This is a genomic window from Staphylococcus sp. NWU MKU2, assembly GCF_033283605.1.
Taxonomy (GTDB): Bacteria; Bacillota; Bacilli; order Staphylococcales; family Staphylococcaceae; genus Staphylococcus; species Staphylococcus haemolyticus.
The window spans coordinates 1-16,401 of record NZ_JAVSMH010000009.1; the positions used below are offsets into that span (position 1 = coordinate 1).

The 16,401-nt window shown below is 33.4% G+C and carries 15 protein-coding genes; all 15 read left to right on the forward strand.

Features of this window, described 5'->3' with window-relative positions:
* Positions 1–210: 210 nt before the first annotated feature.
* The 15 genes from SBL15_RS11025 (at position 211) to SBL15_RS11095 (ending at position 16,327) form a co-directional block, all read left to right on the forward strand.
* Positions 211–1,722 carry an NAD(P)H-binding protein gene (locus tag SBL15_RS11025; RefSeq protein ID WP_317955979.1) on the forward strand — a complete coding sequence of 504 codons (1,512 nt, stop codon included), beginning with the start codon at positions 211–213 and terminating at the stop codon, positions 1,720–1,722.
* 420 nt (positions 1,723–2,142) lie between these two features.
* Positions 2,143–2,937 carry a VOC family protein gene (locus tag SBL15_RS11030; protein ID WP_107611403.1) on the forward strand — a complete coding sequence of 265 codons (795 nt, stop codon included), beginning with the start codon at positions 2,143–2,145 and terminating at the stop codon, positions 2,935–2,937.
* A 4-nt stretch (positions 2,938–2,941) separates the two neighbouring features.
* The gene (locus SBL15_RS11035; protein ID WP_107611404.1) at positions 2,942–3,421 is read left to right on the forward strand and encodes a CHAP domain-containing protein; all 480 of its coding nucleotides are present in this window, start codon (positions 2,942–2,944) and stop codon (positions 3,419–3,421) included.
* A 115-nt stretch (positions 3,422–3,536) separates the two neighbouring features.
* A complete protein-coding gene (lspA, locus tag SBL15_RS11040; protein WP_107611405.1) occupies positions 3,537–4,013 on the forward strand; it encodes a signal peptidase II in 477 nt (158 codons plus the stop codon).
* 11 nt (positions 4,014–4,024) lie between these two features.
* Positions 4,025–4,942, forward strand: coding sequence for an RluA family pseudouridine synthase (locus SBL15_RS11045; RefSeq protein ID WP_107611406.1), 918 nt, complete (start codon positions 4,025–4,027; stop codon positions 4,940–4,942).
* A gap of 446 nt (positions 4,943–5,388) precedes the next feature.
* Positions 5,389–5,916, forward strand: a complete 528-nt coding sequence (gene pyrR / locus SBL15_RS11050) for a bifunctional pyr operon transcriptional regulator/uracil phosphoribosyltransferase PyrR (protein ID WP_107611407.1) — start codon at positions 5,389–5,391, stop codon at positions 5,914–5,916.
* A 231-nt stretch (positions 5,917–6,147) separates the two neighbouring features.
* Positions 6,148–7,458, forward strand: coding sequence for a uracil-xanthine permease family protein (locus SBL15_RS11055; protein ID WP_107611408.1), 1,311 nt, complete (start codon positions 6,148–6,150; stop codon positions 7,456–7,458).
* 32 nt (positions 7,459–7,490) lie between these two features.
* Entirely contained in the window at positions 7,491–8,384 is an 894-nt protein-coding gene (locus SBL15_RS11060) for an aspartate carbamoyltransferase catalytic subunit (RefSeq protein WP_317955981.1), read from the forward strand.
* Between the two features lie 3 nt (positions 8,385–8,387).
* Positions 8,388–9,662, forward strand: a complete 1,275-nt coding sequence (locus SBL15_RS11065) for a dihydroorotase (RefSeq protein ID WP_317955983.1) — start codon at positions 8,388–8,390, stop codon at positions 9,660–9,662.
* On the forward strand, positions 9,663–10,763 hold the full coding sequence (locus tag SBL15_RS11070; RefSeq protein ID WP_107611411.1) for a carbamoyl phosphate synthase small subunit: 1,101 nt from the start codon (positions 9,663–9,665) through the stop codon (positions 10,761–10,763).
* Complete coding sequence (gene carB, locus SBL15_RS11075; RefSeq protein ID WP_107611412.1) at positions 10,756–13,929, forward strand: carbamoyl-phosphate synthase large subunit; 3,174 nt, start codon at positions 10,756–10,758, stop codon at positions 13,927–13,929. The genes SBL15_RS11070 and carB overlap by 8 nt, the downstream gene beginning before the upstream one ends.
* 96 nt (positions 13,930–14,025) lie before the next feature.
* On the forward strand, positions 14,026–14,718 hold the full coding sequence (pyrF, locus tag SBL15_RS11080; RefSeq protein ID WP_317955985.1) for an orotidine-5'-phosphate decarboxylase: 693 nt from the start codon (positions 14,026–14,028) through the stop codon (positions 14,716–14,718).
* A gap of 1 nt (position 14,719) precedes the next feature.
* Positions 14,720–15,328, forward strand: a complete 609-nt coding sequence (gene pyrE / locus SBL15_RS11085; RefSeq protein ID WP_037536306.1) for an orotate phosphoribosyltransferase — start codon at positions 14,720–14,722, stop codon at positions 15,326–15,328.
* A 30-nt stretch (positions 15,329–15,358) separates the two neighbouring features.
* Positions 15,359–15,586 (forward strand): hypothetical protein, encoded by a 228-nt coding sequence (locus SBL15_RS11090; protein WP_233641622.1) that lies wholly within the window; start codon positions 15,359–15,361, stop codon positions 15,584–15,586.
* A 336-nt stretch (positions 15,587–15,922) separates the two neighbouring features.
* On the forward strand, positions 15,923–16,327 hold the full coding sequence (locus SBL15_RS11095; protein WP_317955987.1) for a VOC family protein: 405 nt from the start codon (positions 15,923–15,925) through the stop codon (positions 16,325–16,327).
* The last annotated feature ends 74 nt before the right edge of the window (positions 16,328–16,401 follow it).

Consider the following 16,401-nt stretch of genomic DNA (forward strand, 5'->3'; position numbering starts at 1 on the left):
TCTCTCTACAACTATAAAAAATAGCTGTGAAAAAATCTATCGTCATAGATTTCTTCACAGCTAATCTTAGTATGTTTGTATTTACATTTATAATTTATAAGTAAAAATAATGACGATATGCAATGTTTCACTTTTTAATAAAAGGCTATTTAAATAGATATATTAATTAAATCAAGATTATTCGACTATTTAATAATTAGGGGTGAAATCATGAGTAAAATCTTATTAACAGGTGCATCTGGTTATATTGGAGGACATTTAAAAGATCAATTAAAAATGCATCATGATATTATAGCAATTTCAAGAAATACTAGTAACAAAGAAAATGAAGAGAATGTTACTTGGAAAGCTGCTGATTTATTTGATTTAGATGAGATAACAGAAGTAATGGAAGGAGTAGATACTGCAATTTACCTTGTCCATTCTATGATGCCAAACGCCAAGTTAACGCAAGCAAACTTTGAAGATATGGATGCTTTATTAGCAGATAATTTTGCGAGAGCTGCAAAGAAACAAGGCGTTAAACATATTGTATTTATGAGTGGTTTAATTCCAAATGAAGATAAACTATCTGCTCATTTACGTAGTCGTTTGGAATGTGAAAAAATTCTAGGTTCTTATGGTATACCTGTAAGTACATTAAGAGCTGGTTTAATTATTGGGGCTAAGGGAAGTTCTTATCCTATTTTAAAACGTTTAGTTGAACGATTGCCTGGTATGGTATTACCTAGTTGGGCATACAATATGATAGCACCAGTTTCAATTAATGATGTAATTAATAAACTGGCATTACTAGTAGAGCGAACACCACAACATAATGAGGCTTTTGACATTACAGGACCCGAAATTATGAATTATAAAGAATTAATACAACGTACAGCATTAGTGCTAAATAAGCGATTACCAATCGTTGATTTACCAATTATACCTATTTGGGTAAGTAGATATTGGGTACACCTCATTTCACAAGTACCTAAAGAAATGGTTTACCCACTTATGAATAGTTTAGTTCATGATATGATTCCGCAACCAGAGCGCACGCATCCTGATATTTCTATTGGAGAGATGACGTATGAAGAAAGTGTGCAACAAGCGCTAGATGAAGAAAATGAAATAAATGAAAATCAAAACAAATCAAAAAAATCATCTAGTTCTAATAGTAAAGAACAAATTAAAGATGTTAGAGCAATATCACGCTTTAGAATTCCAGAAAATTATTCAATGGAAGATGTCTCAAAAACATATGCGAAGTTTATAAATAATATTACGTTACATTTAATTAATGGAACTATAAATGAAAATGAATTTAATATTAGTTTGCCATTTACTAATCAATTTATTTTAAAAATGGAACGTGATATGCAAGATTCTTCTAAAGATATGATTGTTTATAAAATCGTAGGTGGTAATTTAGCATTATCTAATAATGGTGGTAATGCTAGATTTGAATTTAGACGCATCTTGGATTCAAATGAAGCTATTATTGCATTACAAGAATATGAACCGACGTTACCTTGGTCTGTTTATAAGTTTACACAGGCTAATATCCATAAATCTGTAATGGAATTATTTGTTAATCATATGAATAATCTTGCAGATAAAGATAAAGATAAAGAAGCGACAACACAAAGTGATCAATTGTTTAGTACAATCGCGATGACTGCAGGAGCAGTTATAGGTGCATATGTTGGATCAAAAATTTATCATTTGATTAAAGCCTAAATGACGAAAAATTAGTATTAATTTTAAGCTAAATAAAATACACGACTAATAACTTCATAATTAGTGAGAAAAGACAATTTCTATGAATTATTATAGAAATTGCCTTTTCTTTTTTATGTTTGAATTAAGATGTGTAGCTTTATTAAACTTAAGTGCAACTGCACTTGTGTATGGCGTTCTTAAATAAATAACAAAACATAGTTGTGAAACTTTTAAGCAAGCATCTCGACTTAAGTGAAATAATGAACCCAATTTCTAAGACACTACTTTAGAAGTTAATAAATTGCAATATACATACAAAGACTGATAAAATTTTATATATTTTAAGATAAAATAGTAGGTATTATTTTCATTGAATTGTATTTTTCATCCAGTAAAAGAAGTAAGTTATATTTAGTCATGCAGTATTAGGAGGCCATAATGTTTCATTCAAAACATTCACATTTTGTAAATGGTATAACTTTAAATGTTAGAAATTTAGCAGACTTAAGACCATTTTATGAAACTATATTGGGATTTGAAGTTATTACAGAAACAAATCATTCTGTTCAGTACGAGATAGGTCAGTCAAATCATTTTTTAACATTAAATGAAGTTATAAATGGTAGGGAACCACTTTTATCTGAAGCAGGATTATTTTATGTAGGTATAATGCTTCCTAATATTACAGATTTAGCCGATTTACTTGTACAAATGACAGACTTTGAAATTCCGGTCAATGGTGGAGAACAAAGTGTTTGTACGTCCCTCTTTTTTGAAGATCCAGAGGGGAATGCGTACAAGTTTTATGTCGACCATGATATGGATTACTGGGGCTACGATAATGAAAATGTAAAGTTAGATATTGAAGCAATCAATGTTACACGTTTACTAACAAATGTATCAGAACAAACTTGGCAAGGGATTCCTAAAGGCACTAAAATAGGAAATTTATCACTTAAAACGATACATATGTCAGAGGTTGAATCTTATTATTTAAGATATTTTGGACTTGAACCATCTGCGTTTTTAGATAAGTTTTCACTCTATATGTCTTCAAATCAATACTATCATCATTTAGCTGTTAATCAATGGTTATCAAGTACTAAACGTGTGATGAATAACGTAACATATGGTCTTGCTTTAATTGATTATTATTATCCCGAAACAACGCATATTGATGTTAAAGGTCCAGATGGGCTTTGTTTTAGATTTAATTTTATAGAAGTAGTGTGATTTAATGAAGAAATATATACTTATAATGGTTTTAGGAAGTGCACTTTTCACTGGTGGAGCGATATATGATGGAATTGATAATCAAGATATGACGCAACCGACAATTCATTTTTGGGAAAAGAACCCAATGAAATTAAACTTATATGCTAAAGGCCAATGTACGTATTATGTGTTTGATAGAATTAGACAAGATGGCAATATGATTAGTAATAGATGGGGAGATGCCAAATATTGGGCTAATGAAGCAAGCAAAGAAGGATATAAAGTTAATGATAATCCAAGTGTTGGTTCAATCCTTCAATATCCAAAAGGTCAACATGGTCATGTTGCATATGTAGACAAAGTTAATCATGATGGCTCGTTAACCGTTTTTGATATGAATTATCGTAAACCATATGAAGTTACTAAGCGCACAGTTTACGAATACCAAGTAGATGAATTTAATTATATTCATCCTAAGAAAAATCAAAGTGAAAACGCATAATGAACTACAGTTACTAATATCATCATCTATTTGTAACTGTAGCTTTTTTTATATAGAGGAGTAAGCTATAATGTAGAGTGTTGTCAAAGTGTAGTGTGTGAATGGAGGCACGTGAATGAAAAAGAAATATTATATAACCATATCTTTAATAGTAGCAATCGCTATATTAATTATTGACCAAGTCACAAAACGGATTATTGCTACAGCAATGAATATTGGTGATTCATATGAAGTTATTCCTAATTTTTTAAATATAACATCACATAGAAACAATGGTGCAGCATGGGGAATTCTTAGTGGTAAAATGGGATTCTTTTATATTATTACGATAGTTATTCTCATCGTACTTGTACTATTTTATATTAAAGAAGCAAAGTATAATCTATTTATGCAAGTTGCAATAAGTTTACTATTTGCAGGTGCATTAGGTAACTTTATTGATCGATTAGTTAATGGTGAAGTAGTTGATTTTGTTGATACTAATATTTTTGGATATGATTTCCCAATATTTAATGTTGCGGATTCAAGTTTAACAATAGGTGTATTGTTCATAATCATTGCCTTACTTAAAGATGCGAATTCAAAAGAATAGGAGGCTATAATTTGAAAACACATGAATTTAAAATTGAAAACCAAGAACTTGTTGGACAGCGTATTGATAAATTATTACCTGAATTCAATAATGAATGGTCTAGAAGTCAAATTCAAGATTTGATTAAAGAAGATTTAGTTACAGTTAACGAAAAAGTGATTAAGTCTAATTACAAAGTTAAATTAAATGATCTTATTATCGTTACAGAGAAGGAAGTTGTCGAAGCCGATATTCAGCCAGAGAACCTAAATTTAAATATCTATTATGAAGATGAAGATGTAGCGATAGTTTATAAACCTAAAGGCATGGTAGTACATCCATCACCAGGTCATTATTCTGGTACATTAGTTAATGGCTTAATGTACCAAATTAAAGATTTATCTGGAATTAATGGTGAAATTCGCCCAGGTATAGTTCATCGTATTGATAAAGATACTTCAGGGTTATTAATGGTTGCCAAAAATGATATTGCTCATAGAGGGTTAGTGGAACAATTAATGGATAAATCCGTTAAAAGAAAATATACCGCTTTAGTACATGGAAATATTCCACATGATTATGGCACGATTGATGCGCCTATCGGACGTAACGAGAAAGATCGACAATCAATGGATGTCGTTGATAACGGTAAAGAAGCGGTTACACACTTTAATGTTTTAGAACATTTTAATGATTACACATTAATTGAATGTCAATTAGAGACAGGGCGTACGCACCAAATTCGTGTTCATATGAAATATATTGGTTTCCCACTTGTTGGTGATCCAAAGTATGGTCCACGGAAAACACTTGATATTGGTGGACAAGCATTACATGCAGGTGTTATAGGATTTGAACACCCTGTTACTCATGAATACATTGAACGTCAAGCAGAACTGCCTAAAGAATTTGAAACACTTTTAGAAGATATTCGCTTAAGAGATGCATAAGAAGAGAATAGTTTGGTAGCCCGCAAAGTTTCAACGCTTTGTGGGTATTTTTTCTAATTTCACATTTAATCAATGATTCTTTAATACGTATGTTTCGAAAAGTTAGACTAATTTTTTAGTATTTCTCAAATTCGATTAACTACAGTAAAAGTATTATTTATTTACAATTGATAATTTTAAAAATTGCATTGACTTATAGCTCAAAAAGTTTTAAGCTAGTAACAGTTCAAAAAAGAAATCGGTGTCTTTAAAAGAGATTCCAGAGAGGCTTCAAAGACAATGAGTATAATTCTATATACTTTCTTAAAATAATTCAGCGAAATATATGAATTATTTTATTAGAATGGCTTTATCATGTAATGTATAACATTACATGTGTGTATATAAATTTGCCCTCATGTCTTTGAAAAAGGCATGAGGGTTTTTTAATTTTAAGAGGTGAGATAATGTCTGAGCGAATCATCATGGATGAAGCTACAATACAACGTACTGTAACGCGTATGGCACATGAAATTCTTGAATATAACAAAGGTACAGAAAATCTTGTGTTACTCGGAATTAAAACGAGAGGCGAATTTTTAGCAAGACGTATACAAGACAAAATCAATCAAATTGAACAAAAAACAGTTCCAACAGGTACAATTGATATTACACATTTTCGAGATGATATTGAAATTGCTAACAAGCAAATTACTCAAGATGCAATAGAAATTGATGCTGAAATTAACGATAAGGTAGTCGTCATCATTGATGATGTACTTTATACAGGAAGAACTGTTAGAGCTTCATTAGATGCAATTCTGCTTCATTCTCGACCGATTAAAATTGGCTTAGCCGCACTTGTAGATCGAGGACATCGAGAATTACCAATAAGAGCAGATTTTGTAGGGAAAAACATACCAACTTCTAAAGAAGAATCTGTTTTAGTGTATTTAAACGAAAAAGATTCACAGAATGCAGTAATAATTGAATAAAGACCTTTTAAATCAGTACGAGAGACTGAAAAAGGTAAAGTATTCAAAAGTGAGTGTAGGTTACGATGATAGAATAGTCAGTACTAATAACCATCTCACTATATTTGAATGCTTTGTCACGTAGATACGGATAACGATAAGTATGAGTGCTTATCTGTATGTTTACTACGATTTTTTAGTCTCTTTACATTTAAATGTAAAGAGACTTTTTTTATGAAAGGAAGAAAAAAGATGGAAAATGAACAAATGTTTGAACGCACCGTCAAACCGGTGTTAGACGTACAAGACAAACCTAAACCAACACAATGGGCGCTACTGAGTTTACAACATTTATTTGCAATGTTTGGTTCTACAGTATTAGTGCCATTCCTAACTGGCTTGCCAATATCAGCTGCTTTACTTGCATCTGGGATAGGAACATTGTTTTATATATTAATTACTAAGGCAAAGATTCCAGCATATTTAGGATCAAGTTTCGCATTTATCACACCAATTATTACTGGATTAAGTACACATAGCTTAGGAGACATGTTAGTAGCACTATTCGCTAGTGGCGTAATGTATGTCATCATCGGTATCCTAATCAAAATCAGTGGTACAGGATGGTTAATGCATTTACTTCCACCGGTAGTTGTAGGTCCAGTAATCATGGTAATTGGATTAAGTTTAGCACCAACGGCAGTTAATATGGCAATGTACGAGAACTCAGGAGATATGAAAGGGTACAATTTAAGCTATCTGGTTGTCGCGCTTATTACATTACTTGTAACAATAATTGTGCAAGGGTTCTTCAAAGGTTTCTTATCACTTATACCGGTACTTTTTGGTATCATTATTGGCTATATTGTTTCAATCTTTATGGGATTAGTTAACTTTTCGAATATTGCTAAAGCAAACTGGATTGATTTCCCACATATCTATTTACCATTCAAAGATTATGTGCCATCGATACACCTTGGTTTAATACTCGTTATGTTACCAATCGTTTTCGTAACCGTTAGTGAGCATATCGGTCACCAAATGGTTATCAACAAAATCGTAGGTAGAAACTTCTTCGAGGATCCAGGTTTACATCGCTCAATAATCGGAGATGGTGTTTCAACAATGTTCGCTAGTATTATTGGTGGTCCACCAAGCACAACATACGGTGAAAACATCGGTGTACTAGCAATAACAAAGATTTACAGTATCTATGTTATTGGCGGTGCAGCGGTTATAGCGATTGTCTTATCATTTATTGGTAAGTTCTCAGCGTTGATTTCTTCAATACCGACACCGGTAATGGGCGGCGTGTCCATCCTATTGTTCGGTATTATAGCAGCAAGTGGACTAAGAATGTTAGTTGAAAGTAACATTGATTTTGCAAGCAACCGCAACCTAGTAATCGCATCAGTCATCTTAGTAGTAGGTATAGGTAACTTACTCATCAATTTAAAAGGTTTAGGTGTAAACCTTCAAATCGAAGGTATGGCACTAGCAGCACTTTCAGGTATTATCTTAAATTTAATTTTGCCAAAAGAAAAACAGGATTCAAAAAACTAATTTAACAAGGATTATTTATCAGGAGGCGCTTTATGAATAACTTATTATCTATGGAACATTTATCTAACGAGGACATTTACGATTTAATTCAAACAGCTTGTGATTACAAATCAGGAAAGCAAACATTACCACAATTCGTAGGGAAGTTTGTTTCTAATTTATTCTTCGAAAATTCAACTCGAACAAAGTGTAGCTTTGAAGTAGCAGAACAAAAATTAGGACTTAAAGAAGTTAATTTTGAAACGAGTACTTCATCAGTACAAAAAGGCGAATCACTGTATGATACATGTAAAACACTTGAAAGTATAGGTGTTGATTTACTAGTAATCAGACATTCTCAAAATGCATACTATGAAGAATTAGAAAATCTTAATATTCCGATTGCTAATGCTGGAGATGGTAGTGGTCAACATCCTACACAAAGTCTGTTAGATATTATGACAATCTATGAGGAATATGGTTCATTTGAAGAATTAAACATTTTAATATGTGGTGATATTAAAAATTCACGTGTAGCGCGAAGTAATTTCATAAGTCTAACTTCATTAGGCGCAAATGTAATGTTCTCAAGTCCAGATGAATGGGTGGACGACTCATTAGATGCACCATATGTTCAAATTGATGATGTCATCGACCAAGTAGATATTGTTATGTTGTTACGTGTTCAACATGAACGTCATGGTATTACTGGAGAAGCTAATTTCGAGGCAAATGATTACCATGAACAATATGGTTTGACAATGGATAGATACAATAAGTTAAAAGATAAAGCAATCGTAATGCACCCTGCACCAGTTAACAGAGGAGTAGAAATCGATAGTGAATTAGTTGAAGCACCAAAGGCACGAATTTTTAAACAAATGACTAATGGCATGTATTTAAGAATGTCAGTAATCAATAAACTATTATCAGGAAAAGAGGCGTAAACATTGAAATTAATTAAAAATGCTCAAATTTTAGATAACGGTGAACTTAAACAAGCATCCATTTTAATAGATGGTCAGCACATCAAAGAAATTAACAATAACATTGAAGTAGATGAAAATGTTGAAGTAATTGATGCACAAGGTCATTTTGTAGCACCAGGTTTAATCGATGTTCATGTTCATTTACGTGAGCCTGGTGGGGAACATAAGGAGACAATTGAAACAGGTACAAAAGCTGCAGCACGTGGAGGATTCACAATTGTATGTCCAATGCCTAATACACGTCCAGTACCAGACTCAGTTGAACATATGGATCGATTACAACAATTAATTCAAGATAATGCGCAAGTCCGTGTATTACCATATGCTTCAATAACTGTGCGTCAAGCTGGAAAAGAACATGTTGACTTTGATGCATTAGCAAAGCAAGGTGCGTTTGCTTTCACTGACGACGGCGTTGGTGTGCAGGAATCAGCAATGATGTATGAAGCAATGCAACAAGCTGCAAAGGTCAACAAAGCAGTTGTAGCACATTGTGAAGATAATAGTTTAATTTATGGCGGTGCTATGCATCAAGGTAAACGTAGTGAAGAACTTGGTATACCTGGTATTCCAAATATTTGTGAAGCGGTACAAATAGCAAGAGATGTATTATTAGCTGAAGCAGCTAACTGTCATTATCATGTATGTCACGTATCGACAAAAGAAAGTGTCAGAGCTATTCGTGATGCTAAAGCAGCAGGTATTCATGTGACGGCTGAAGTTACACCACATCATTTACTGTTAACTGAAGATGATGTTCCAGGGGATAATGCAATCTATAAAATGAACCCTCCTTTAAGAAGTAAAGAAGATAGAGACGCATTATTAGAAGGATTATTAGATGGCACAATTGATTGTATCGCAACAGACCATGCACCACATGCTAAAGAAGAGAAAGCACAGCCAATGACTAAAGCACCATTTGGCATAGTAGGAAGTGAAACAGCTTTCCCATTACTTTACACGCATTTTGTAAAAAATGGTGACTGGTCATTACAACAATTAGTTGACTACCTAACAATTAAACCAGCACAAACATTTGATTTACCTTATGGCAAATTGGAAGAAGGTTGCTTTGCTGACTTAACGATTATCAATTTAGATGAAGAACGTGAAATCAAAGGTGAAGATTTCTTATCTAAAGCAGACAACACACCATTCATTGGTTACAAAGTTTATGGTAATCCAATTTTAACAATGGTAGAAGGCGAAGTTAAATTTAAGGAGGATAAATAAATGCTTGAGCGACGTTATCTTGTATTAGAGGATGGGACTTATTTTGAAGGGTATCAATTAGGATCTAATGATTTATCTGTGGGAGAAATCGTATTTAACACAGCGATGACTGGATACCAAGAGACGATATCAGACCCTTCATATACTGGTCAAATCATTACATTCACATACCCATTAATCGGTAATTACGGTATCAATAGAGATGACTTCGAGGCACTAACACCAACTTTGAATGGTGTAGTAGTGAAAGAAGCAAGCACACATCCTAGTAACTTTAGAAACCAAAAGACGTTACATGATGTGCTTGTTCAATACAAGATACCTGGCATTTCAGGTGTAGATACACGTAGCATCACACGTAAAATTAGACAACACGGTGTTTTAAAAGCTGGGTTTACTGATAACCGAGATGACATTGATTCATTAATTAACACATTAAAAAGTACTGAATTACCTCGCGATGAGGTGGAAACAGTATCTACTAAAACACCTTATGTTTCAACAGGTTCAGATTTGAGTGTAGTCTTATTAGACTTTGGTAAAAAACAAAATATTGTCAGAGAATTAAATATGCGTGGCTGTAACGTAACTGTAGTACCATATAACACCACTGCTGAAGAAATATTAGCCATGTCACCAGATGGTGTCATGTTATCAAATGGTCCTGGTGATCCAGATGTTGTAGAGGTTGCAATAGAAATGATTAAAGGTATTTTAGGTAAAATTCCATTCTTTGGAATTTGCTTAGGACATCAATTATTTGCATTATCTCAAGGTGCAACATCATTTAAAATGAAATTCGGTCATCGTGGCGCTAATCATCCCGTAAAAGACTTACGTAGTGGGAAAGTTGATATTACAAGTCAAAACCATGGTTATGCTATCGATAAAAATTCATTGGTAAATACTGACTTAGAAGTAACTCATATTGCACTTAATGATGGTACTGTTGAAGGATTAAGACATAAAAGCTTGCCAGCATTCTCTGTACAATATCATCCTGAAGCAAGACCAGGTCCAAGTGACTCAAATTATTTATTCGATGAATTTATGACTATGATGAAAGAATTTAAAGAAAAGGAGCAAACAGCAAATGCCTAAACGTGACGATATACAAACGATTCTAGTGATTGGATCAGGTCCAATTATCATCGGACAAGCTGCAGAATTTGATTACGCAGGTACACAAGCGTGTCTTGCCTTAAAAGAAGAAGGCTACCGTGTCATATTAGTAAATTCTAATCCAGCAACAATTATGACGGATAAAGAAATTGCAGATAAAGTTTATATCGAACCGTTAACACACGACTTTATTGCACGTATCATACGTAAAGAACAACCTGATGCATTGCTACCAACTTTAGGTGGTCAAACAGGATTAAATATGGCTATTCAATTACATGATAGTGGTGTATTAGAGGCTAATAATGTGAAATTACTTGGTACAGAATTAAAGTCAATTCAACAAGCAGAAGATAGAGAGCTATTTAGATCATTAATGAATGATTTGAATGTACCTGTTCCTGAAAGCGATATTGTGAATAATGTTGAACAAGCATTTGCATTCAAAGATGAAGTAGGTTATCCACTCATCGTTCGTCCAGCATTTACTATGGGCGGTACAGGTGGTGGCATATGCTACAATGATGAAGAATTAAAAGAAGTAGTGAGTAATGGATTGCATTACAGCCCAGCTACACAATGCTTAATTGAAAAGTCAATTGCTGGTTTCAAAGAAATCGAGTATGAAGTAATGCGCGATAAAAATGACAATGCTATTGTGGTTTGTAATATGGAGAATATAGATCCTGTAGGTATTCATACAGGTGACTCTATCGTAGTTGCGCCAAGTCAAACATTATCAGATGTTGAATATCAAATGTTACGTGATGTATCTTTAAAAGTAATTAGAGCATTAGGTATTGAAGGAGGATGTAATGTTCAACTTGCATTAGATCCACATTCATTTAATTACTACATTATTGAAGTGAATCCACGTGTATCTCGTTCATCAGCGCTTGCATCTAAAGCAACTGGATATCCAATAGCGAAATTAGCTGCGAAGATTGCAGTGGGCTTAACATTGGATGAAATGCTAAACCCAGTTACAGGCACATCATATGCAGCCTTTGAACCAACACTAGATTATGTTATTTCCAAAATTCCAAGATTCCCATTTGATAAATTTGAAAAGGGTGAACGTGAATTAGGTACTCAAATGAAAGCCACTGGTGAAGTAATGGCTATAGGACGTACATATGAAGAATCTTTATTAAAAGCGATACGTTCACTTGAATACGGTGTACATCATTTAGGTTTACCAAATGGAGAGAGTTTTGACTTAGATTATATTAAGGAACGCATCAGTCATCAAGATGATGAAAGACTCTTCTTTATAGGTGAAGCAATTAGACGTGGTACAACACTTAAAGAAATACACAATATGACGCAAATCGATTATTTCTTCTTAAATAAATTCCAAAATATCATTAATATTGAACATGAATTAAAAAATCACCCAGGAGATTTGGAATATCTTAAATATGCTAAAGATTATGGATTTAGTGATAGAGTAATAGCACATCGGTTCGGCATGACAGAATCAGAAGTATATCAATTACGCCAAGATAATAATATTAAACCAGTTTACAAAATGGTTGATACTTGTGCTGCAGAGTTTGAATCAACAACGCCATACTACTATGGCACATATGAAACTGAAAATGAGTCAATTGTAACTGATAAAGAGAAAATCTTAGTGCTTGGTTCAGGTCCTATTCGTATTGGACAAGGGGTAGAATTTGACTATGCTACTGTACACGCTGTATGGGCAATCCAAAATGCTGGGTATGAGGCAATTATCGTGAATAATAACCCTGAAACAGTATCTACTGACTTTTCAATTTCAGATAAGTTATACTTTGAGCCGCTAACTGAAGAAGATGTGATGAACATTATTAATTTAGAACAACCTAAAGGTGTTGTAGTTCAATTTGGTGGTCAAACAGCAATTAACTTAGCAGATAAACTAGCTAAACATGGTGTCAAAATATTAGGTACGTCTTTAGAAGATTTAAATCGTGCTGAGGATAGAAAAGAATTCGAAGCGTTATTGCATACGATTGATGTACCTCAACCTAAAGGTAAGACTGCAACTTCTCCAAGTGAGGCACTAACGAATGCACGTGAAATTGGTTATCCTGTAGTTGTAAGACCATCTTATGTGCTCGGTGGTCGCGCAATGGAAATTGTGAATAGCGATGCAGAATTAGAAAATTATATGGAGCAAGCTGTTAAAGCTAGCCCTGAGCACCCAGTGTTAGTTGATAGATACTTAACAGGTAAAGAGATAGAAGTCGATGCAATTTCAGATGGAGAAACAGTTATCATTCCAGGTATTATGGAACATATAGAACGTGCTGGTGTGCATAGTGGTGACTCAATAGCTGTATATCCGCCTCAAACGTTAAGTCAAGAAGATATCGATACGCTAGAGGATTATACTATCAAATTAGCAAAAGGGTTGAACATCGTTGGTCTAATTAATATTCAGTTTGTTATTGCACATGACGGTGTTTACGTATTAGAAGTAAACCCTCGTGCAAGTCGTACCGTACCTTTCTTAAGTAAAATTACCGATATTCAAATGGCACAACTAGCGATGCAAGCTATTATGGGTACTCGTCTTAAAGACTTAGGCTATAAACAAGGTGTACAACCTTATTCAGAGGGTGTGTTTGTTAAAGCACCAGTATTTAGTTTTAATAAACTAAAAAATGTTGATGTGACATTGGGACCAGAAATGAAATCTACCGGTGAAGTTATGGGTAAAAATTTAACTTTAGAAAAAGCACTTTACAAAGGATTAACAGGTAGTGGTGTAGAAGTTAAAGATCACGGTACTGTTCTTATGACAGTAAGTGATAAAGATAAAGATGAAATTGTTAAAATAGCACACCGTTTAAATGAAGTAGGCTATAAAATTTTAGCAACTCAAGGTACTGCGGAAAAATTAAAAGAAGACAACATTCCAGTTGAAGTTGTAGGCAAAATTGGTGGCGACGATGATTTACTAACACGTATACAAAATGGCGAAGTACAAATTGTCATTAATACGATGACTAAGGGTAAAGAAGTAGAAAGAGACGGGTTCCAAATTCGTCGTACAACAGTTGAGAATGGTGTGCCTTGTCTAACTTCATTAGATACGGCTAATGCTTTAACAAATGTAATTGAAAGTATGACATTTTCAATGAGAACTATGTAGATTTACAACTTGAGAACGACAAGGGCGTTATAAGTCAGTGGATATTTTTAAACTGATTATGGCGACCAAGTCGTTCATTTTCAAAGGAGCTATAATATGAAAGATTTACCTATCATAGCATTAGATTTCGAATCGGCAACTAAAGTTAATACATTCTTGGACCAATTTGATGAACCACTTTTCGTGAAAATTGGAATGGAACTTTTCTATCAAGCGGGCCCCGATTTGATTAAATCGATTAAATCTCGTGGCCATGACATATTCTTAGATTTGAAGCTACATGATATTCCAAACACAGTTGAAAAAGCAATGGAAGGCTTAGGAAAGTTAGATGTAGACTTACTTAATGTGCATGCAGCTGGAGGTACAGACATGATGAAAGCTGCAGTAAGGGGTTTGCACAAATATAGTAATGATACAAAGATCATTGCTGTGACGCAATTAACATCTACAACAGAAGAAATGCTACGTAATGAACAAAACATTCAGACGACGATTGAAGAAGCAGTGTTAAACTATGCTACTTTAACACAACAAGCTGGTCTAGATGGTGTGGTTTGTTCTCCACTTGAAGCAGAATTGCTAACAAACAAATTAGGTTCTAATTTCTTAAAAGTCACACCAGGTATTAGACCACAAGGGGCTGCTGTAGATGATCAAAAACGTATTACTACACCTGAAGATGCTAAACAATTAGGGGCAACACATATCGTAGTTGGGCGACCAATAACCCAAAGCGAGAATCCTGTGGAAAGTTATCATACTATTAAAGAAAGTTGGTTAGGTTAATATGGCTAAAGAAATAGCAAAATCTTTGTTAGATATTGAAGCAGTAACATTATCTCCGAATGACTTATATACGTGGAGTTCAGGTATCAAATCTCCTATCTACTGTGATAACCGCGTAACATTAGGTTATCCTGAAGTGCGACGTGCCATTCGTGATGGTTTAAGTCAAATGATTATTGAACAATTTGGTGACGTAGATATTGTTTCTGGTACAGCCACAGCAGGTATTCCTCATGCCGCTTACATCTCTGAAAAGTTAAATTTACCTATGAATTATGTTCGTTCTAAAAGTAAAAGTCATGGTAAACAAAATCAAATTGAAGGAGCAGTAAGTAAAGGGAAGAAAGTGGTAGTAGTAGAAGATTTAATTTCTACAGGTGGATCTTCAATTACAGCAGTTGAAGCTTTAAAGGAAGCTGGTGCTGATGTTTTAGGTGTCGTTGCCATTTTCACTTATGGCTTAAAGAAGGCAGATGATATGTTTAATGAAATTAATGTTCCATTTTATACATTAAGTAATTATAATGAGTTAATTGAAGTGGCTCGTGAAGAAGGAAAAATTTCTGAGAATGATATACAGACTTTAGTTGAATGGAGAGATAACTTGTAATATGCTATGTCAAAAGGGGGATTGATTGTGATGACTGATAGTGAGGCCAACCGTTTCTATAACAATATGAAACATGTTAACGAATTCTTATATAGAGAAGAAGATTTTAAATCCCCGGATAACACAATGTCGATTGACAATAGTATTAGAGAAATGAGTGGAACTCAGCCAAAAGTGAGTATGGATTCATTTGTGCATACGAGTGATTTCTTTAAAAAAGCTAAAGAAACGTTAAGGCAAAAAGGTAAAATAGATTAAAAACGTGGTATATATGACAAATACTTTTTCATAAATAGTTAAAAAGTAGTCATATATTCCACGTTTTTGTTTATAAAAAGAAAATATAAAACAATAAATTAGCGAATAAAAATTTTAATTAATACCCATCCGATAAGTAAGACAATAAGCATAGATAAAATCGGTATAATAAGATGCATCATATTAGAAAGCCTCCAATTGAACTTTAGTTTAATTTTAACTTGAAAATAGTATAAGTCAAAAATTTAGATTAAAAGAATCAAATATTCAAATTTTTTCAAAATAATTAAAATTAGTCTAAAATAAGTATTAAAGATATAGAGAGGGGGAATTATTGTGGAAATACCGAAAATAACAACATTTCTAATGTTTAATAATCAAGCAGAAGAAGCTATAAATTTATATACGAGTCTATTTGAAAACAGTGAAATTTTAACTATGGTGAAGTATGGTGAAGAGGGACCAGGCGTTCCTGGAACAGTACAACATTCTATATTTACGTTGAATGGACAAGTATTTATGGCAATCGATGCTGATAATGGAGAAGATTTACCGATGAATCCATCCATTTCTTTATATATAATTGTTGATAATGCCATGGAAATGGAACGACTATTTAATGGTTTGAAGAAAGAAGGCGCTATATTGATGCCTAAAACTGCAATGCCACCATTCCGCGAATTCGCATGGGTGCAAGATAAATTTGGCGTTAGTTTTCAACTCGCGTTGCCTGAAAAATAAAAAATAGGATTAGAACCGAATGTATAAATGCATTTGGTTCTAATCCTATTATTTATTATATATTTTTTTTGTCA